Origin of the sequence: Paraburkholderia sp. HC6.4b (assembly GCF_014200875.1) — a bacterium.
GTDB lineage: Bacteria > Pseudomonadota > Gammaproteobacteria > Burkholderiales > Burkholderiaceae > Paraburkholderia > Paraburkholderia tuberum.
Genome location: NZ_JACHDC010000001.1, coordinates 483839 through 503755, shown reverse-complemented (window position 1 = coordinate 503755; position 19917 = coordinate 483839). Strand labels below are relative to the sequence as shown.

At 66.2% G+C, this 19917-nt stretch carries 18 protein-coding genes; 13 read left to right on the top strand and 5 right to left on the bottom strand.

Annotated elements, in window-relative coordinates; translation table 11 throughout:
- Positions 1-27 precede the first annotated feature (27 nt).
- The 8 genes from iscR to iscX all read left to right on the top strand — a co-directional run bounded on the left by iscR (position 28) and on the right by iscX (position 6197).
- A complete protein-coding gene (gene iscR / locus HDG34_RS02175) occupies positions 28-558 on the top strand; it encodes a Fe-S cluster assembly transcriptional regulator IscR (RefSeq protein WP_018417524.1) in 531 nt (176 codons plus the stop codon).
- A gap of 83 nt (positions 559-641) precedes the next feature.
- Positions 642-1865 (top strand): IscS subfamily cysteine desulfurase, encoded by a 1224-nt coding sequence (locus HDG34_RS02170; protein WP_184057332.1) that lies wholly within the window; start codon positions 642-644, stop codon positions 1863-1865.
- A 72-nt stretch (positions 1866-1937) separates the two neighbouring features.
- Entirely contained in the window at positions 1938-2351 is a 414-nt protein-coding gene (gene iscU / locus HDG34_RS02165) for a Fe-S cluster assembly scaffold IscU (RefSeq protein ID WP_090800797.1), read from the top strand.
- A 78-nt stretch (positions 2352-2429) separates the two neighbouring features.
- Positions 2430-2753 (top strand): iron-sulfur cluster assembly protein IscA, encoded by a 324-nt coding sequence (gene iscA / locus HDG34_RS02160; RefSeq protein WP_090800794.1) that lies wholly within the window; start codon positions 2430-2432, stop codon positions 2751-2753.
- 137 nt (positions 2754-2890) lie between these two features.
- A complete protein-coding gene (hscB, locus tag HDG34_RS02155) occupies positions 2891-3418 on the top strand; it encodes a Fe-S protein assembly co-chaperone HscB (RefSeq protein ID WP_090800792.1) in 528 nt (175 codons plus the stop codon).
- Between the two features lie 164 nt (positions 3419-3582).
- Complete coding sequence (hscA, locus tag HDG34_RS02150; RefSeq protein ID WP_184057330.1) at positions 3583-5454, top strand: Fe-S protein assembly chaperone HscA; 1872 nt, start codon at positions 3583-3585, stop codon at positions 5452-5454.
- Positions 5455-5642: 188 nt separating this feature from the next.
- Positions 5643-5984, top strand: coding sequence for an ISC system 2Fe-2S type ferredoxin (gene fdx / locus HDG34_RS02145; RefSeq protein ID WP_090800789.1), 342 nt, complete (start codon positions 5643-5645; stop codon positions 5982-5984).
- 15 nt (positions 5985-5999) lie between these two features.
- Positions 6000-6197 (top strand): Fe-S cluster assembly protein IscX, encoded by a 198-nt coding sequence (gene iscX, locus HDG34_RS02140; RefSeq protein WP_027198111.1) that lies wholly within the window; start codon positions 6000-6002, stop codon positions 6195-6197.
- A gap of 102 nt (positions 6198-6299) precedes the next feature.
- Here iscX and HDG34_RS02135 read toward each other — a convergent pair whose 3' ends face one another.
- From HDG34_RS02135 to HDG34_RS02115, 5 genes are all read right to left on the bottom strand, one after another.
- Entirely contained in the window at positions 6300-6998 is a 699-nt protein-coding gene (locus tag HDG34_RS02135) for a glycine zipper 2TM domain-containing protein (protein ID WP_184057328.1), read from the bottom strand.
- Positions 6999-7343: 345 nt separating this feature from the next.
- Positions 7344-8870: a lysine--tRNA ligase gene (gene lysS / locus HDG34_RS02130; RefSeq protein ID WP_184057326.1), complete on the bottom strand. Its 1527-nt coding sequence runs from the start codon at positions 8868-8870 to the stop codon at positions 7344-7346.
- 174 nt (positions 8871-9044) lie between these two features.
- Positions 9045-10149 (bottom strand): peptide chain release factor 2 gene (gene prfB, locus HDG34_RS02125; RefSeq protein WP_184057324.1). Its coding sequence is split into 2 segments (ribosomal slippage): positions 9045-10067 and positions 10069-10149, totalling 1104 coding nucleotides; the frame shifts between segments, so codons are not numbered across the junction.
- Between the two features lie 109 nt (positions 10150-10258).
- Positions 10259-11965: a single-stranded-DNA-specific exonuclease RecJ gene (gene recJ, locus HDG34_RS02120; protein WP_184057322.1), complete on the bottom strand. Its 1707-nt coding sequence runs from the start codon at positions 11963-11965 to the stop codon at positions 10259-10261.
- A 16-nt stretch (positions 11966-11981) separates the two neighbouring features.
- A complete protein-coding gene (locus HDG34_RS02115) occupies positions 11982-13091 on the bottom strand; it encodes a regulator (protein ID WP_184057320.1) in 1110 nt (369 codons plus the stop codon).
- A gap of 305 nt (positions 13092-13396) precedes the next feature.
- On the opposite strand from HDG34_RS02115, the gene HDG34_RS02110 reads away from it, so the two are divergent.
- From HDG34_RS02110 to HDG34_RS02090, 5 genes are all read left to right on the top strand, one after another.
- Entirely contained in the window at positions 13397-14650 is a 1254-nt protein-coding gene (locus tag HDG34_RS02110; protein WP_184048864.1) for a lipoprotein-releasing ABC transporter permease subunit, read from the top strand.
- A 31-nt stretch (positions 14651-14681) separates the two neighbouring features.
- A complete protein-coding gene (lolD, locus tag HDG34_RS02105; RefSeq protein WP_409259237.1) occupies positions 14682-15398 on the top strand; it encodes a lipoprotein-releasing ABC transporter ATP-binding protein LolD in 717 nt (238 codons plus the stop codon).
- A 43-nt stretch (positions 15399-15441) separates the two neighbouring features.
- A complete protein-coding gene (locus tag HDG34_RS02100; RefSeq protein WP_184057318.1) occupies positions 15442-16230 on the top strand; it encodes a TatD family hydrolase in 789 nt (262 codons plus the stop codon).
- A 115-nt stretch (positions 16231-16345) separates the two neighbouring features.
- Complete coding sequence (locus tag HDG34_RS02095) at positions 16346-18997, top strand: DNA internalization-related competence protein ComEC/Rec2 (protein ID WP_184057316.1); 2652 nt, start codon at positions 16346-16348, stop codon at positions 18995-18997.
- Between the two features lie 116 nt (positions 18998-19113).
- Positions 19114-19917: an alpha/beta fold hydrolase gene (locus tag HDG34_RS02090; protein WP_184057314.1), complete on the top strand. Its 804-nt coding sequence runs from the start codon at positions 19114-19116 to the stop codon at positions 19915-19917.

Sequence of the window (19917 nt, the reverse complement as noted above, 5' to 3'; positions counted from 1 at the left end):
TGTCGAGAATTGCGGTTCCCACATCATATGAGACTCACCACGAAAGGCCGTTTCGCCGTCACGGCGATGATCGACCTGGCGCTGCGCCAGGAGCAGGGCCCGGTGACGCTTGCGGGTATCAGCCAGCGCCAACACATCTCCCTGTCGTATCTCGAGCAGCTGTTTGGCAAGCTGCGCCGTCATGAAATCGTCGAATCCGTGCGCGGACCGGGCGGTGGCTACAATCTCGCGCGCCGTGCCGAAGAGGTGACGGTAGCCGACATCATCATCGCGGTCGACGAACCGCTCGACGCCACCCAGTGCGGCGGTAAGGGCACGTGCGAAGGCACCAAGCAGCACGACGGCCACTGCATGACGCATGAGCTGTGGTCGACGCTGAACCAGAAAATGGTCGAATACCTCGATTCGGTTTCGCTGAAGGATCTGGTCGATCAGCAGCGTTCGCGCGAAGGCACGCCGGCCGTGCTGCGCGACAGGCGCAACGACGCTCCGGCGGTCGAACCCGTCCGCGTGGCGCCCAAGGGTCCCAATTCCGTTTTCAACATGGCCGGTTCGTGAAGCGCGGCACGCAATAGAAAACCCTCGCCGCAGCCCCATATCGAACCCAGAAGCCAGAGCACATGACGTCCCCGGAGCAATTGATGAACAACGACTCTCTCCATCTGCCCATCTACATGGACTACAGCGCCACGACGCCGATCGATCCGCGTGTGGTGGAAAAGATGATCCCGTATCTGCGCGAGCAGTTCGGCAATCCCGCATCGCGTAGTCACGCTTATGGCTGGACCGCCGAGCGCGCAGTCGAGCAAGCGCGCGAGCAGGTGGCCGCGCTCGTGAACGCCGATCCACGCGAAATCATCTGGACCTCGGGTGCGACGGAGTCGGACAACCTCGCTCTGAAAGGTGCCGCGCACTTCTACAAGAGCAAGGGCAAACACATCATCACGGTGAAGACCGAGCACAAGGCGGTGCTGGACACCACCCGCGAGCTCGAGCGCGAAGGCTTCGAAGTCACCTATCTGGATGTCAAGGACGACGGTCTGATCGACCTCGACGCGTTCAAGGCGGCGCTGCGCCCGGACACGATTCTGGTGTCGGTGATGTCGGTCAACAACGAGATCGGCGTCATCCAGGACATCGAGGCGATTGGCGAGATCATGCGCGAGAAGGGCATCATTTTCCACGTCGACGCGGCGCAGGCCACCGGCAAGATCCAGATCGATCTGCAGAAGCTGAAGGTCGACCTGATGTCGTTCTCGGCGCACAAGACCTACGGCCCGAAGGGCATCGGCGCGCTTTACGTGCGTCGCAAGCCGCGTATCCGTATCGAGGCGCAGATGCACGGCGGCGGTCACGAGCGCGGCATGCGTTCGGGCACGCTCGCGACGCACCAGATCGTCGCCATGGGTGAAGCGTTCCGTATCGCGCGTGAAGAGATGGCGACCGAAAACGAGCGCATCCGCATGCTGCGTGACCGGCTGCTGAAAGGCCTGTCGCAAATCGAGGAAGTGTATGTGAACGGCGACATGGAAAAGCGTGTGCCGCACAACCTGAACATCAGCTTCAATTTCGTCGAAGGCGAATCGCTGATCATGGCGGTGAAGGACGTCGCGGTGTCGTCGGGCTCGGCGTGCACATCGGCGTCGCTGGAGCCGTCGTACGTGCTGCGCGCGCTTGGCCGCAACGACGAACTCGCGCACAGCTCGATCCGCTTCACGGTGGGACGCTTCACGACCGAGCAGGAAATCGACTACGTGATCAACCTGCTGAAGTCGAAGATTTCCAAGCTGCGCGATCTGTCGCCGCTGTGGGAAATGCACAAGGACGGGATCGATCTGTCGACCATCCAGTGGGCCGCGCACTGACGCGCCGGCTGGACGAAGCGGACATCGAACGTTCATCGCATTGCAGGTTGAAACGAATCAAGGAGTGTAATCATGGCTTATAGCGACAAGGTCCTCGACCACTACGAAAACCCGCGCAACGTCGGTTCCTTCGCGAAGGACGACGACACGGTCGGCACCGGCATGGTCGGTGCGCCGGCCTGCGGCGACGTGATGAAGCTGCAGATCCGCGTCGGCGCGGACGGCATCATCGAAGACGCGAAGTTCAAGACCTACGGCTGCGGCTCGGCCATCGCATCGAGCTCGCTCGTCACCGAATGGGTGAAGGGCAAGACGCTCGACCAGGCGATGTCGATCAAGAACACGCAGATCGCCGAAGAACTGGCACTGCCGCCGGTGAAGATCCACTGCTCGATCCTCGCGGAAGACGCGATCAAGGCAGCGGTCGCCGACTACAAGCAGCGCCACGGCGAAGCAGCGCTTGCCGAAGACGGCAAGGCCGCCTGAGCAACAGGGTAAGAACGGAGTAACCGGTGAGCGCGGCGCGGACACGCGCGCCGCGCGCTCTGGCAACTGAGAAACGTTATGGCAATTACGTTGACCGAAAAGGCAGCACAGCACGTCCAGAAGTATCTGACCCGCCGCGGTAAGGGCATCGGGTTGCGCGTCGGCGTGCGCACCACCGGTTGCTCGGGCCTCGCCTACAAGCTCGAGTACGTGGACGAAGTCGCGCCTGAAGATCAGGTGTTCGAGACGGGCGGCGTGAAGGTCGTCGTCGACCCGAAGAGTCTCGCGTATATCGACGGCACCGAGCTCGACTTCGCACGCGAAGGGCTGAACGAAGGCTTCAGGTTCAACAACCCGAACGTGAAAGACGAATGCGGCTGCGGCGAGTCGTTCCGCGTCTAGATTCGTTACCTTCCGCGTGCGGCGGATAAAAGGCGGCGCGGGCCGCCTTTTTAGTTTGATCCGCGCTCCACTGAACCGGTCACGCCTGACAAGGCCCGACTTCTCCATACCAGTTTTCATCAACGGACTTTAATCCGATGGCCTCGCTGAACGACAGCCACTTCGATCTGTTTGGTCTGCCGGCGCAATTCGCGCTCGACGCGAGCACGCTCGATCACGCGTACCGCACCGTGCAGGCGCAGGTGCATCCGGATCGCTTCGCGGCGGCCGGCGATGCGCAAAAGCGCATCGCGATGCAGTGGGCGACGCGCGCGAACGAGGCCTATCAGACGCTGCGCGATCCGCTCAAGCGCGCGACCTATCTGCTGTCGTTGCGCGGCATCAACGTCGGCGCGGAGAACAACACGGCGATGGAGCCCGCGTTCCTGATGCAGCAGATGGAGTGGCGCGAGAACATCGAGGACGCGGCCGCGGCGAAGAACGTCGACGCGCTCGACGCGCTGCTCATCGAGTTGCGCGACGAGGAGCGTCGGCGCTTCGACAAGCTCGGCGCATCGCTCGATCACGGCGCGAATCAGGCGGCGGGCGAGGCGGTGCGGCAGCTGATGTTCATCGAGCGCGTCGCGTCGGAAATCGATGCCCAGATCGAGCGGCTCGAAGGCTAGCGCGGTTTCGCGCGACGCGCGCAAAAGCGCGGCGCGGGCAAGCAGCAACAGTAGGCAGCGACGTAGTAAGCGACAAACAAAAAACCAGAGCGGCCGCGAGCCGCGGCATCACCCCAGCAACGCGAATATTCAGGACGGGGCACAACGTCCCCGAGAAGATCCAGATGGCCTTACTGCAAATCTCCGAACCCGGCATGGCGCCGGCGCCTCACCAGCGGCGTCTGGCGGTCGGTATCGATCTCGGCACCACCAACTCCCTCGTCGCCGCTGTGCGCAGCGGCGTGCCCGATGTGCTGCCCGACGAAGACGGGCACGTGCTGCTGCCGTCGGTGGTGCGTTACCTGGAGCAGGGCGGCCGTCGCATCGGCCGCCGGGCGAAGGCCGAAGCCGCGACCGACCCGCGCAACACGATCGTGTCGGTCAAGCGCTTCATGGGCCGCGGCAAGGCCGAGGTGGAGGGCGCCGAAAACGCGCCGTACGACTTCGTCGATGCACCCGGCATGGTGCAGATCCGCACCGTCGACGGCGTGAAGAGCCCGGTCGAGGTGTCGGCTGAAATTCTCGCGACGCTGCGCCAGCGCGCCGAAGACACGCTCGCCGACGAGCTCGTCGGCGCGGTAATCACGGTGCCCGCTTACTTCGACGAAGCGCAGCGCCAGGCGACCAAGGACGCCGCGCGCCTCGCGGGGCTGAACGTGCTGCGTCTGCTCAACGAACCGACCGCTGCGGCGATCGCCTACGGTCTCGACAACGGCGCGGAAGGTTTGTACGCGGTCTACGACCTCGGCGGCGGCACCTTCGACCTGTCGATCCTGAAGCTCACCAAGGGCGTTTTCGAAGTGCTCGCGGCGGGCGGCGATTCCGCGCTCGGCGGCGACGACTTCGACCATGCGCTATATCGCCATGTGCTCGAACAGGCCGGCATCGCGTCGCAGACGCTCGCGCCGCACGACGTGCGCCTGCTGCTCGATAGCGTGCGCGAGGCCAAGGAGGCGCTGTCGAGCGCGTCGCAAACCACCCTCAAGCTCACGCTTGCCAACGGCACCGCGCTCGATCTCACGATCGACGAAGCCACTTTCGAGACCATCACGGCCGCGCTGGTGCAACGCACGCTGGGCCCGACGAAAAAGGCGCTGCGCGACGCGAAGGTCACCACGAAGGAAATCAAGGGCGTCGTGCTGGTCGGCGGCGCGACGCGCATGCCGGTGATCCGCCGCGCGGTCGAGGCGTTCTTCGGCCAGCCGCCGCTCGTCAATCTCGATCCGGATCAGGTCGTCGCACTCGGCGCCGCGATCCAGGCCGATCTGCTCGCCGGCAACCGCGGGGCGGAAGGCGACGAATGGCTACTGCTCGACGTGATTCCGCTGTCGCTCGGCGTCGAGACGATGGGTGGCCTCACCGAAAAGATCATTCCGCGCAACTCGACGATTCCAGTCGCGCGCGCGCAGGATTTCACGACCTTCAAGGACGGCCAGACCGCGATGGCGATTCACGTCGTCCAAGGCGAGCGCGAGCTCGTCAGCGATTGCCGTTCGCTCGCGCGCTTCGAGCTGCGCGGCATTCCGCCGATGGCCGCCGGCGCCGCGCGCATTCGCGTGACCTATCAGGTCGACGCCGACGGCCTGCTGTCGGTGTTTGCGCGCGAGCTGGCGTCGGGCGTGGAGGCATCGGTCGTCGTGAAGCCTTCGTATGGCCTCGCCGACGACGACATCGCGCGCATGCTCGAAGACAGCTTTTCGACCGCTGAAATCGACATGCGCGCGCGCGCATTGCGCGAGGCGCAGGTCGAAGCGCAGCGTCTCGTCGAAGCGACCGACGCGGCGCTCGCCGCCGACGCCGAGCTGCTCGACGACAGCGAACGCGCCGAACTCGACGCGCTGCTCGCCGCGCTGCGCAACGTCGCGCCAGGCGAAGACGTCGGCGCGATCGAAGCCGCGACGAAGGCGCTCGCCGAAGGCACCGACGAATTCGCCGCGCGCCGCATGAACAAGGGAATTCGCCGCGCGCTGTCGGGCCGCAAGCTCGACGAGATCTGAACGGGCGAGCGTAGCGACAGCAACGTGCACGCGACGCGCGCTCAGGCCGCGCACGAATTGCGCCCCCCACGAACCACCGATCGCGCCCGCGCGGACTTAAAAAGTCCGCGCGGCGCCAGTAAAATGGCACGGAGCCTGCACCCGGCATTGCTGGCAGCCGCCGTGCCTCAGACCCAAACGGAAACTGTATGCCTCAAATCGTTGTGCTGCCTCACGTCGAACTGTGCCCGGAAGGCGCGGTGATCGACGCCGTTCCCGGCAAGAGCATCTGCGACAACCTGCTCGATAACGGTATCGAAATCGAGCATGCGTGCGAGAAGTCGTGCGCGTGCACGACCTGCCACGTAATCGTGCGTGAGGGTTTCGCCGCCTTGACGCCATCCGAGGAAGACGAGGACGATCTGTTGGACAAGGCATGGGGGCTGGAACCGGCTTCGCGCCTGTCGTGTCAGGCGGTCATGCCGGACGAGCAGGATCTGGTCGTCGAAATTCCGCGTTACTCGATCAATCACGCGAAGGAAAATCACTAACAGGAGGGTGCCGCCATGAAGTGGACCGATACGCAAGACATCGCGATGGCTCTGACGGACAAGCATCAGGACGTCGATCCACAGCAGGTGCGTTTCACCGACCTGCACCGCTGGGTGACCGAGCTCGAAGGCTTCGACGACGATCCGAACCGTTCGAGCGAAAAGATTCTCGAAGCGATTCAGGCGGCATGGATCGAAGACGCAGATTATTGAACGCGTGTTCGAACGGGTGCATTGAACTCCAAAGAAAAGGCGATTCCGATGGAATCGCCTTTTTTCATGGCGCGTCGACGAACGTTGGGCGCCGAGCTCAGCTCAGTCGGCGACGAGGCCGCCGTTCTGAACGCGCACGCGCTCGCCGTCGCGCAACGGCGGCGCCTCGCTATAGGTGAAGTAGCGCGTCTTGCCGTCTTCCATGTGCACGCGCACCGAATACGACGTCGTGCTGCGCAGATGTTTTTCGACCGAGTTGCCGGCGAACCCGCCGCCCAGCGCGCCGAGCAGCGTCATCGCGGTACGCCCGCCGCCGGCGCCGAATTGATTACCGACGACGCCCCCGGCCACCGCACCGCCGACCGCGCCAATGCCGGTGCCATGTCCTTCATGCCGAACCGCCGAGATCGCGACGACGGTGCCGCAGGTCGCGCAATAAGCGGCATGCGGCGCCGGCTGCTGCGCATACTGCGGCGCGGCCTGTGCCTGCTGTTGCTGCGCGTATTGCTGCAGGGTTGGAGCGGCGGCAGGGGCGGCCGGCACCGCTTGCTGAGCCTGATCTTGCCGCTGTTGCGCAGATGGCTTGACCGGCGCGGCCGAATCGACGACGCCCGGCGCTTGCGTGCTGACCTGCGCGGCCTGCGTCTGATCGTTCTGTGCGCCGTTACCCGACGCCTTCGGGAACACGCCGGTGATCGCCGCGGTAGCGACGAGACTCGCGACGAGCACCGCGCCGGCGGCCACCGCGATCAAGGGATGAAGACGACGTGGCTGCGTGGGTTGATGAGTAGGGGTGTCCATGTAGGGCCTCCGTTTCTGACAGAGCCGACTTCTTGTGAGACTGATTGTCGGGCAATTCGATCCGGGCAGCGTTTCTATTTGTAACCGCTCAGATGGCGCCCTCGGGCGTGGGTAGGCGCCCTTTACGCGGTGCGCTTTGGTGTCAACAAACTTCTAAGACCATCGAGTCCGCGGCGACTTGCGCGCGAACGAGCAGCTTTTACCGCTGGTTACAAACGATGAGAAGCAGAAAACGGTCCCGCAAAGTGAAAACGCGCGCATAAGAAAACGCCCGGCATCAACCGGGCGCTCTTCAAACCATCGCATTGCTCGCGAAGCACAACGCGCGCTCGCGCCCAGCGTCGCTCAGTCTTCGCGCCGCAGATGCGGGAACAGAATCACGTCGCGGATGCTCGGGCTATCGGTCAGCATCATGACCAGACGGTCGATGCCGATACCGCAGCCGCCCGCCGGCGGCATGCCGTACTCGAGCGCGCGGATGTAGTCGGCGTCGTAGAACATCGCTTCCTCGTCGCCGGCGTCTTTCTGGTCGACCTGCTTCTTGAAGCGCGCGGCCTGATCTTCCGGATCGTTGAGCTCCGAGAAGCCGTTGGCGATTTCGCGGCCGGTGATGAACAGCTCGAAACGCTCGGTGATGCCTGCCACCTTGTCCGACGCACGCGCGAGCGGCGACACCTCGATCGGATAGTCGATGATGTAGGTCGGCTCCCACAGTTGCGACTCGGCGGTCTCTTCGAACAGCGCCAGTTGCAGCGAGCCGATGCCCGCGTTGAGGAACTGCGGCTGCGACGCATCGACGCCGAACTTCTTCAGCTCGGCGCGCAGGAACGTGCCGTCGGCGAGCTGCTCGTTCGTGTATTGCGGCGCGTATTTCTGGATCGCCTGCGTGATCGTGAGCCGATGGAACGGCTTCGACAGATCGAGCTCGCGGCCCTGATAAGTGATGGTGGCCGTGCCGAGCGCATCGATCGCGGCCTGGCGAATCAGCTGCTCGGTGAAGTCCATCAGCCACTTGTAATCGGTGTAGGCCGCGTAGAACTCGATCATCGTGAATTCCGGGTTGTGGCGCACGGATACGCCCTCGTTGCGGAAATTACGATTGATCTCGAACACGCGCTCGAAGCCGCCCACCACCAGCCGCTTCAGGTACAGCTCCGGCGCGATGCGCAGGAACATCTGCATGTCGAGCGCATTGTGGTGCGTCGAGAACGGCTTGGCCGCCGCGCCGCCCGGAATCGGGTGCAGCATCGGTGTTTCGACTTCCATGAAGTTCGCGTCGGCCATGTACTTGCGGATCGACGAAATCGCCTTCGTGCGCGCGACGAACGTGCGGCGCGTTTCCGGCGTGACGATCAGATCGACATAGCGCTGGCGGTACTTCATTTCCTGGTCGGCGAGACCGTGGAACTTGTCCGGCAGCGGACGCAGCGACTTCGACAGCAGACGCAGCTCCGTGCAGCGCACCGATAGCTCGCCCTTGTTGGTGCGGAACAGCACGCCGCGCGCGGCGACGATGTCGCCCATGTCCCACTTCTTGAATGCGTCGTAGGTCTCCTGACCGACGTCGGCCGGTGTGATGAAGAACTGGATCTGACCCGAGCCGTCGCGCACGGTTGCGAAACTTGCCTTGCCCATCACGCGTTTCAGCATCATGCGGCCAGCGATCGCGACTTCGAGCGGATGCGCTTCGAGCGCTTCCTTGTCGGCGTGCTCGTACTGCGCCTGCAGATCTTCGGCGTGGTGCGTGGGACGGAAATCGTTCGGATAGGCGACGCCTCGCTCACGCAGTTCGCGCAGCTTTTCGCGGCGCTCGGCGATGATCTTGTTGTCGTCCGCTTCGGGCACGACAGTCGGCTGGGTCGGTTCAGTCATGATGATTTGGTATTCGGTGGCCCGCCGCGGAGTGCTCCGCTGGCGGGAAGCCAGTCAGTGTAAAAACCTCAGGCGGTACTGGAAAAACGGCGAATAAATAGCGTGGAAGCAACGCAAAAGCAGCAACGAAGAAGGTGCGGTCCCGATCGGTGAACGGGGCCGCGCCGTGCGCGCCTAGACGCCCTGTTTCAGGCTCGCGCTGATGAACGGATCGAGGTCACCGTCGAGCACGCTCTTCGTATTGCTGATTTCGACGTTGGTGCGCAGATCCTTGATGCGGCTGTTGTCGAGCACGTACGAGCGGATCTGATGGCCCCAACCCACATCGGTCTTGCCGGCTTCCAGCTTGTCCTGCTCGGCCTGACGCTTGCGGATTTCCGCTTCATACAGGCGCGATTTCAGCATCGCCATGGCTTCGGCGCGGTTGCGGTGCTGCGAGCGGTCGTTCTGGCACTGCACGACGATGCCCGACGGCATGTGCGTGATACGCACCGCGGAGTCGGTCTTGTTGATGTGCTGACCGCCCGCGCCCGAAGCACGGTACGTGTCGATGCGCAGGTCGGCCGGGTTGATGTCGACTTCGATCGAGTCGTCGATTTCCGGGTACACGAACACCGACGAGAACGACGTGTGACGACCGCCCGACGAGTCGAACGGCGACTTGCGCACGAGCCGGTGCACGCCGGTTTCGGTACGCAGGAAGCCGTACGCGTAGTCGCCTTCGATCTTGATCGTCGCGTTCTTGATGCCGGCGACGTCGCCTTCGGTCTGCTCGAGCACTTCGGTCTTGAAGCCCTTGCGCTCGCAATAACGCAGATACTGGCGCAGCAGCATCGACGCCCAGTCGCACGCCTCGGTGCCGCCGGCGCCGGCCTGGATGTCGAGAAAGGCGTTGTTGGGATCGGCCGGGTTCGCGAACATCCGGCGGAATTCCATGTCGGCGACGCGTGCCTCGATGGCCTGGGCGTCACCCTCGCAGGCGAGCAGCGTGTCGTCGTCGGCTTCTTCGCGTGCCATCTCGAACAGGTCTTGCGCGTCGCGCACGTCGTTCGCGATCGACGTGAGCTTGCCGACCGTGTCGTCGAGCAGCTTCTTTTCCTTACCGAGCGCCTGGGCGTGCTTCGAGTCGTTCCAGACGTCCGGGTCTTCGAGTTCCCGGTTGACTTCGATTAGACGCAGTGCTTTGTCGTCGTAGTCAAAGATACCCCCGTAGGTCGTCCGCGCGCTTGCGCAGGTCGGCCAGAGAGGCTTCGATCGCGTTGAGACGTTCCGCTTCCATGTCGATCTTCTATTCTGCGTAAAAAGCAGAAATTATAGCCGATCGGCACGCCGCGCCGGAGCCTCGCGGGCGATCTGGCGCGTGTTCGCGATTGATTTTGCGGAAGATTTCAGCTCACCGCGTGCTCGACGATCAGTTGCACGCGCGACACGCCGTTCCATGTATCGCTCGCGAGCCGATAGGCGACGGTGGTGCGCGCAGGCAGCGTCTCGGTGTGATTGAACCAGATCGCGTTGAAGCGCTGGCGGCCGCGCAGCAGTTGCAGCTTCAGGTGCTTGTCCTTCACCAACGCCTGCGAGGCGACCTCGAATTCGCCGGAGAACACTGGCGCCGGAAAACCCTGGCCCCAGACGGCCGCGTCGAGCATTTCGACGAATTGCGGCGTGAAGTACGCGTCTTCGAGCTCGCCGTCGGTTTCGATCGTGCGCGCGAGCGCCTGCGCGGACAGCCATTCGCGGCCGACCGCCTCGAACGCGGCGGTGAAGCGCGGCACGTCGGCGGCGGCGATCGTCAGGCCCGCGGCCATCGCGTGGCCGCCGAATTTGACGATCAGGTCCGGCTCGCGCTTCGAGATCAGATCGAGCGCGTCGCGCAGGTGGAAGCCCGCGATCGAGCGGCCCGAGCCCTTGACGAGCACGCCCGTATCGTCGGCCGGCGCGAACGTGAACGACGGGCGGTGGAACTTCTCTTTCAGCCGTCCCGCGACGATGCCGATCACGCCCTGATGCCAGCCCGGATTGAACAACGTGATCGTGGTCGCGCCGTCGGGATCGACCGTCGACAGGTCGTCCAGCGCCTGCTGCTGCATGCCCGCCTCGATTTCGCGGCGCTCGCGGTTCATCGTGTCGAGCTGCTGCGCGAGTTCCCATGCGCGGCCGACGTCGTCGGTGGTCAGGCATTCGATGCCGAGCGACATGTCCGACAGCCGTCCCGCCGCGTTCAGGCGCGGTCCCAGCGCGAAGCCGAGGTCGAAGCCGGAGGCGTTGCGCGCGTCGCGCGCGGCGGCGCGAAACAGCGCGGCGATGCCCGGCTGCATGCGGCCGCGGCGGATGCGCTGCAGACCTTGCGCGACCAGCACGCGGTTGTTGCCGTCGAGTTTGACGACATCGGCGACGGTGCCGAGTGCGACCAGATCGAGCAGGCCGTCGAGGCGCGGCTCGGGCAGCGCGTCGCCGAACGCCCCACGGCGGCGCAGTTCGGCGCGCAGCGCGAGCAGCACGTAGAACATCACGCCGACGCCGGCGAGGCACTTGCTCGGGAACGTGCAGCCCGGCTGATTCGGATTGACGATCGCCCGCGCGGCGGGCAGTTCGTCGCCGGGCAGGTGGTGGTCGGTGACGAGCACGTCGATGCCAAGGGCGTTGGCCGCTGCGACGCCGTCGACGCTCGCGATGCCGTTGTCGACGGTGATCAGCAGATCGGGCTTGCCGGCCGCGCTACGCACCGCCAGCTCGACGATGTCCGGCGTGAGCCCGTAGCCGTGCTCCATGCGGTTCGGCACCAGGTAGTCGATGCGCGCGCCGAACATGCGCAGCCCGCGCACCGCGACCGCGCAGGCGGTCGCGCCGTCGCAGTCGTAGTCCGCGACGACCAGCATGCGGCGCTGCTGCTGGAGCGCGTCGGCGAGCAGCGCGGCGGCCGCGTCGCAGCCCTTCAGTTCGGCTGGCGGCACGAGCCGCGCGAGGCCGGTTTCGACGTCCTCGGGCAGGCACACGCCGCGCGATGCGTACAGGCGCGCGAGCACCGGATGCAGGCCGCAGCGGGTCAACACTTCGGCGTCGACGGGGGAGCAGGGGCGCGTAACGATTCGGGTCATGCGGAAGGGCCGTGGATCATTCGATGAAAAGCGAGGCCAGCACGCGCCGCCGCCAGAATTTGCGCAGATCGCCGCGCGTGACCGTCAGCGTCACCGAGCCGGTGTCGCCGCACAGCGTGAGGCCGAGCTCGGCGAGTTCGCCCGACTGCAATGCCGCGAGCGCGGGCGCGAACCAGTCGGTCTGCAGCGCGGCGAATGCCTGGTTCCAGCGCGCCCAGTCCTGTTCGATGTAGGGCGCGGAGAAGGGGTCGAGTTCGACGAGCGTTGCGCCGCTGCCGTTGGCGGTACCGCGCAGCGCCGCGGCCAGTTCGCGATACGACGCCGGCGGCGCACCTGTCGCGACCCCCGCGCTGAGCGCGAGACCGCGCGTTGCGGCGGCATCGGACAGCACCTGCGCGAACGGACTGTGCACGCTCCGCGCGGCGCCTTGCGCGTGAAACCAGATCGAGTTGACGGCCGGCAGCCCGCGCGCCTCCCGCGCTTCGTTGACCGGATGCTCGAACCACGCCATCTGCACTTCGTTCTGCAGCTTCATCCACGCGCGAGAGCGTTCGCCGGAATGCGCTTCGTGCGGCAACCAGATCTCGATGTTGCGGCCGCTCGCGCGCAACGGCGACGCGCCCGCGAGCGAACCGAAAGCGTCGCTCGACAGATACCAGCGGATTGGCTTGGGCGCCTCGATGCGCACGCCGAGTTCCTCGATCAGCGGACGTGCGAGCGCGAGCAGCGTGCTCGCTTCGGCGTCCGACAGATTGAGCGACGCCGGGTCGATCAGCACCAGGTGGTCGTGCGCGATGTGCACGTGCACCGGCTGCACGCAGGCCCACGTCGCGCTGCCGGGTTCGCCGCCGTCGGCGCGCAGCATGTAGGGCGCGAGCGGGGCTTCGTCGGCGGCGGCCGAGGCGCCGTCGGGCAGCGCGCCGAATTGTCGCGCGACCCAGCGCTCGTGCGGCAGCGTGCGCTGAAAATCCTCGCCGATCACGCGTTCGATCAGCGTCGCGCGCGCGATCAGCCGGTCGAGAGCGGGGCACTGGATGTCGTGAAGCGCGGTGGAGGCGTCGGCCGCGGCAGGCAGCGCGAAGGGCAGCAGAAGATGGAGGCGGTCGGCAGGCATGATGCTGCGCATTGTAGGGCAAACGGTGCGAGTATTTCGACGAAGCGCGGCCGGTTTGTCGATGGCGCGGCCGAGGCACGTCCTTTGCGCGAGCCGGCGGCATTGTGTGGCAAACTTCGCGCTTGATCGCCGGACCCGGCAGGGTGGCGCACCGCGGCGCCGCGCCTCTATGCGCCGGCAGAGCCGCACAGCGGCCGGGCGCGCGAGGAACGATCCGCGCCGCCGCGAGCCCAACGATCACGACGTTCGGGCCGCACGGCGGACGTCGATGTCCGCCGGTCCCGACATACAGTCGAAGAACGCACAAAAGGATTCGCTTGAAATTTCCCTACGAATGGCAGATTGGCTGGCGCTACACACGCGCCGGCAAACGCACGACCGGTAACGGCTTCATTTCGTTCATCGCGCTGGTGTCGATGTCGGGCATCGCGCTTGGCGTCGCGGCGCTGATCGTCGTGTTGTCGGTGATGAACGGCTTTCAGAAAGAGGTGCGCGACCGCATGCTGTCGGTGCTCGCGCACGTCGAGATCTTTTCGCCGACCGGTTCGATGCCCGACTGGCAACTGACCGCGAAGGAGGCGCGCCAGAACAAGGAGGTGATCGGCGCGGCGCCCTACGTCGAGGCCCAGGCGCTGCTGACGCGCCAGGACGCGGTGAGCGGCGTCGCGTTGCGTGGCATCGAGCCGACGCTCGAGCCTGAAGTGTCCGACATCGGCAAGGAAATGAAAGGCGGCAAGCTGGCCGACCTCGTGCCCGGCGGCTTCGGCATCGTGCTCGGCGCCGATCTGGCGGCCAATCTCGGCGTGCAGTTGAACGACAAGATCACGCTCGTCGCGCCCGAAGGCACGATCACGCCGGCCGGCATGCTGCCGCGCCTGAAGCAGTTCACGGTGGTCGGCATCTTCGAGTCGGGCCATTACGAATACGACAGCACGCTCGCGCTGATCAACATCAAGGACGCGCAGGCGCTGTTCCGGCTGCCCGCACCGACCGGCGTGCGGTTGCGCCTCACCGACATGCAGCGCGCGCCGGAAGTCGCGCATCAGCTCGCGCGCACGCTGTCGGGCGATCTGTACATCCGCGACTGGACCCAGCAGAACAAGACCTGGTTCTCGGCGGTGCAGATCGAGAAGCGCATGATGTTCATCATCCTGACGCTGATCATTGCGGTGGCCGCGTTCAATCTGGTGTCGTCGCTGGTGATGACGGTGACCAACAAGCAGGCCGATATCGCGATCCTGCGCACGCTCGGCGCGCAGCCCGGCTCGATCATGAAGATCTTCGTCGTGCAGGGCGTGACGATCGGCTTCATCGGCACGGCGACCGGCGTCGTGCTCGGCTGTCTGATCGCGTGGAGCATTCCGTGGCTCGTGCCGATGATCGAGCATCTGCTCGGCGTGCAATTCCTGCCGCCGTCGGTGTACTTCATCAGCGAGCTGCCGTCGGAGCTGGTTCCGGCGGACGTCGCGCGCATCGGCATCATCGCGTTCGTGCTGTCGGCGCTCGCGACGCTCTATCCGAGCTGGCGCGGCGCGAAGGTCCGTCCGGCGGAGGCGCTGCGCTATGAATGACCGCCTCGTCCATCCCTCAACCGATTCATCCATGACCGCTCAGGACTCCGCGTCGCATCCGTTCGTGCTCGAAGCCACCGGCATTTCCAAAGCGTTCGTGCAGGGCGGGCTGAACGTGCAGGTGCTCAACAATGCGCAACTCGCCGTGCGGCGGGGCGAGAAGCTCGCGATCGTCGGCGCGTCGGGCTCCGGCAAGAGCACGCTGCTGCACGTGCTCGGCGGTCTCGACGATCCGAGCACGGGCCACGTGTCGGTGCTCGGCAAGCCGTTCACGAAACTCTCCGAGCGCGAGCGCAACGTCCTGCGCAATCGCGCGCTCGGTTTCGTGTATCAGTTTCACCATCTGCTGCCGGAGTTTTCCGCCCTCGATAACGTCGCGATGCCGCTGCGGATTCGTCGCGAGACGACCGAAGTCGCGCGCCGCGAGGCCATGGCGGTGCTGGAGCGCGTCGGCATGGGGCATCGCGCGAAGCATCGGCCGGGCGAGCTGTCGGGCGGCGAGCGTCAGCGTGTCGCGATCGCGCGTGCGCTCGTCACGAAGCCCGCCTGCGTGCTCGCCGACGAGCCGACCGGTAACCTTGACGGCGGCACCGCCGACACGGTCTTCAACCTGATGCTCGAACTGTCGCGCACGCTCGAGACGAGCTTCGTGATCGTCACGCACGACCCGGAGCTGGCGGGCCGCTGTGATCGCATCATGCGGTTGCGCGACGGCGTGCTGCACGAAGAGCCGCCGGTGCCGGTCTGAGTGCGGGCCGGCACGGTCCGTCCTCTTGCCAGCGAGATAACCCATGTGGATCGATACGCACTGCCATCTCGACGCTTCGGAGTTCGACGCCGACCGTGATGCGGTTGCGGCGTCCGCGCGCCATGCGGGGGTGTCGCGCATCGTGATTCCGGCGATCGGGCGACAGAACTTCGCGGCGGTGCGCGAGCTCGCGCATCGCGTCGACGGCGGCGCGTACGCGCTCGGCATTCATCCGCTCCTCACGCCGCACGCCGTCGATGCCGACCTCGACCTGTTGCGCATGGAGATCGAGGCGAGTCTCGACGATCCGCGCTTCGTCGGCATCGGCGAGATCGGGCTCGACTATTTCGTCGACGGCCTCGACGATGCGCGCCAGCAGTTTTTCTACAACGGCCAGTTGCAGCTCGCGCGCGAATTCGATTTGCCGGTCATCTGCCATGTGCGCAAATCGCAGGATCAGGTGATCAAAGGACTGCGCCGGCATCAGATTCATCGCGGCATCGCGCACGCGTTCAATGGCAGTTTCCAGCAGGCGCAGGCGTACATCGATCAGGGCATGCATCTTGGGTTCGGCGGCAACCTCACGTTCGAGCGCGCCCGGCAGATCCGGCGACTCGCCGAACAGCTGCCGTTCGATGCGCTGGTCGTCGAGACCGACGCGCCGGATATCGCGCCGTCGTGGATGTACAGGCAGCGCAATTCACCCGAGCAGATTCCGGCGATCGGCGCGAGCCTCGCGCGACTGCGCGGTGTCACTTCCGACGCAGCCGCCCTTGGCACAACGGCTAACGCGCTCGCCGCGCTGCCGCGACTCGCGCTTTCCTCTGCATAATCGATTCCGTTGATCGAAAGGGTTCGCGTCGGGCGATCCCCACGCCCGGCGGGCTCGCTGCTGCCCGTTCGCTGGCGCGGTGACGAGGCCCGGCGCCAGCGGGTACGGAGGGCGGATGCGGGCGGTCTGGTGTGGATTTGCGTTGGGGGTGGTCTGGCTGCAGCGACAGGCGGTGTTGCCGGATACAGGCACATGGTGCGCGTTGATACTGCTCGGCTGCACGGCGGCCGGCGTTGCGGTGTGGGGTTTGCGTGGCGGCGGAGCGGCTGCGGCGGCGGGTGTGACAGGTGCGGCAGGTGCGGCCGGTGCGGCGCTCCAGCGCGAACACGAGCGGGGCTTCTCGCACCAGCTCGCTAGCGGCGTATGGCGCGACGCTCGCATGCGGCGGGTGGCCGGTTGGGGCGCGGTGTGGTGCGCGGCGATCTGCGTCGGCTTCGGCTACGCGGCCGTGCGCGCGCAAACGCGGCTCGCGGTGAGCCTGCCGCACGAGTGGGAGGGGCGCGATATCGAGGTGGTCGGCACGATCAAGGGATTGCCGACGCGTGACGACAAAGGCGCGCGCTTCCTGTTCGACGTCGAGACGAACGGTGCGCGGCTCGCCGCTTTCCCGCGCGTGATCCAGCTAGCCTGGATCGCGCGCGGCGCCGCGACGCCGCGGCTCGAACCGGGCGAACGCTGGCGTCTGACCGTGCGCCTGAAGCGCCCGCACGGCAACGCGAATTTCGGCGTGCGCGATGCAGAGGCGAGTCTGCTCGCGCGCAACGTCCGCGCGACCGGCTACGTGAGCGTGCCGGACCATGCGCGGCGCCTGACCGGTCACGCGCGCGGGCTCGCCGTGCTGGTCGACCGCTGGCGCGCCGGGTTGCGTGCGCGTATCGACGCGGTGCTTGCCGATGCGCCGCATCGCGGCATCGTCGTCGCGCTCGCGATCGGCGCGCAGGACGAAGTGAGCCCCGCCGACTGGCAATTGATGCGCGGCACCGGCACGAGTCATCTGGTGGCGATTTCGGGCTTGCATCTCGGCTTGGTCGCGGGGCTGACCGGCTGGCTCGCGGCGGCAATCTGGCGACGTTCGGGGTGGCTCGGCCGCAACTGGCCGCTGCGCTTGCCCGCGCAGCTCGTCGGCGTGACGGCGGGTGCGATGTTCGCCGCACTGCATGCCGCGCTCGCGGGCTTCAACGTGCCAGCGCAACGCGCGCTGTGGATGGCCGCGCTCGTCGCGCTGGCGTTCGTCGGCGGCCGGCAGCTAGCGCGCTCCACGGTGCTCGCGTGGGCGCTCGGGCTCGTGCTGCTGGTCGATCCGTGGGCGGTCGTGTCGGCCGGATTCTGGCTGTCGTTTTGCGCGGTCGGCGCGATCCTGTTCGCGATGTCGGGGCGGCCGCGCGTGCGGGTTCCACTGGCGTCCCGTCAACATGAAGGCGAGGAGGGCAGCGCGGCGTGTCCCGTATCGATCCGGCGTCTGCGCGTGCTCGCCGAACGGTTGCGCAGCGCCGCTCACGCGCAGTTCGCGGTGACGGTCGCGCTGGCGCCGCTGACCGCCTACTGGTTCGCGCAAATTCCGCTCGCCGGTCCGCTCGCGAACGCGTTCGCGATTCCCTGGGTGAGCCTGCTCGTCACGCCGACGGTGCTCGCGGGCGTCGCATTGCCCGCGCCGCTCGATGCGTTCGCGTGGCGCGCCGCGCACACGCTGCTCGATGGTCTCGCGGCCGGCCTGCAACTGGCGTCGGGACCGCGCTGGACGCTGTGGTGGCTGCCGCAGCCGCATGCGTGGGCGCTGGCCGCGGCGGCGCTCGGTGTGCTGTGGTGTCTCGCGCCGCGCGGCTGGCCCCTGCGCTGGGCGGCGCCGCTGTCGTGGCTGCCGCTGCTGATGCCCAGCGCAAGCGGCGCACTCGCCGAGCCATCGGGCGCGTTCCGTCTGACTGCGCTCGATGTCGGGCAGGGCTCGTCGGTGCTCGTGCAGACCGCGCATCACGCCTTGCTGTTCGATGCGGGTCCCGGTCCGGAATCGAGCCACGCTGGCGAGCGCGTGGTGGTGCCGTTCCTGCGGGCGCAAGGCGTGACGACGCTCGATACGCTGATGATCAGTCACGCCGATTCGGATCATGCGGGCGGCGCCCCTGCCGTTTTCGATGCGATCGAGGTGCGTCAGCTGGTGGCTGCTCTGGCGCCGGACAATCCGCTGTGGCCGAAGGCAAAACAGCATGGCACGCAGACGCTGCCGTGCGTGGCGGGGCAGCGCTGGCAGTGGGATGGTGTTGAGTTCGCCGTGCTGTGGCCTGACGTCGGGGCACTCACGGGCAAGGCGAACGAGCATTGCTGCGTGTTGAGGGTCAGCACGTTGCCGCCCACCAACGCAAGCCAGGCGGCGGCGTTCGTCGGTGCGAACGCGCCGCGTTTCACGGCCCTGCTGACCGCCGACATCGAAGCGCCGACCGAACGCGCGCTGCTCGCGCGCGATCCCGCTATGCTGCGCGCGCAAGTGTTGATGGTGCCGCATCATGGCAGCAAAACGTCGTCGACCGAGCCGTTCCTCGACTCTATCGATCCGTCCATCGCGTTATTTCAGGTAGGCTACGAGAATCGCTTCCATCATCCGAATGCGGGCGTGTTCGCGCGCTACGCGGCGCGTCATATCGAACTCGGGCGCAGCGATCGCGATGGCGCCGTGAGGGTCGACGTCGATCCGGGCGCGCGCGGTGAGGAGGGCGCCGCGCTCACGCTCGAGCGCTATCGGGACACGCAGCGCCGCTACTGGATGGAGCCCTGAGCGCGTCGCGGCCCGATGAGCGCAACAGCGCAGACAACAGGCGCAAGCAGCGGTATAAGCAGCGGCACAGGCAAAGCACCGCCCACGCGTAAAAAACACAACGGAGATCGCCGCAGTTGAAAAACATCATCCATTTCACGCATGCGAACGGCTTTCCGGCCTCGACTTACCGGACGATCTTCGCCGAGCTCTCCGACGACTACGACGTGCGCTCGATCGAGCGGATCGGCCATGATCCGCGCTTTCCGGTCACGCAGGACTGGCCCCATCTGGTCGAGCAACTGCTTGACGACATCGCCCGCAAGTACGAGCAGCCGGTGTGGCTCGTCGGGCATTCGCTCGGCGGTTATCTGTCGCTGATGGCGGCGCTGAAAAAGTCGCAGTGGGTGAGGGGCGTCGTGATGCTCGACTCGCCGGTGATCGCCGGCTGGCGCAGCAGCATGCTGCGCGTGTCGCAATGGACCGGGCTCGACGAGCGGCTGTCGCCCGCCGCCGCGACGCGCAAGCGGCGCACGCAATGGACGAGCCGTGACGAAGCATGGCGGCACTTCCATTCGAAGCCCGCGTTCGCGCGTTGGGACGAGCGCATGCTGTCCGACTACATCGACTTCGGCATTCCGCAGAGTTCGCCCGACGGCACCCGGGTGCTCGCGTTCGATCGTCGCATCGAATACCAGATCTACCGGACGCTGCCGCATACGCTCGGCGCGCGGCTCGCGCGCGGCGCGCCGGTGCCGGTCGGGTTCATCGCCGGGACACGCTCGAAGGAAATCCGCCAGGCCGGGCTCGACGCGACGCGACGCGCGACCGGCGGCCATGTCGAGTGGATCGAGGGCAGCCATCTGTATCCGATGGAAAAGCCGATCGAAACCGCGCGCGCGGTGCAACGCATGCTGCGTGAGCTGGAGCGAACCGCCTGA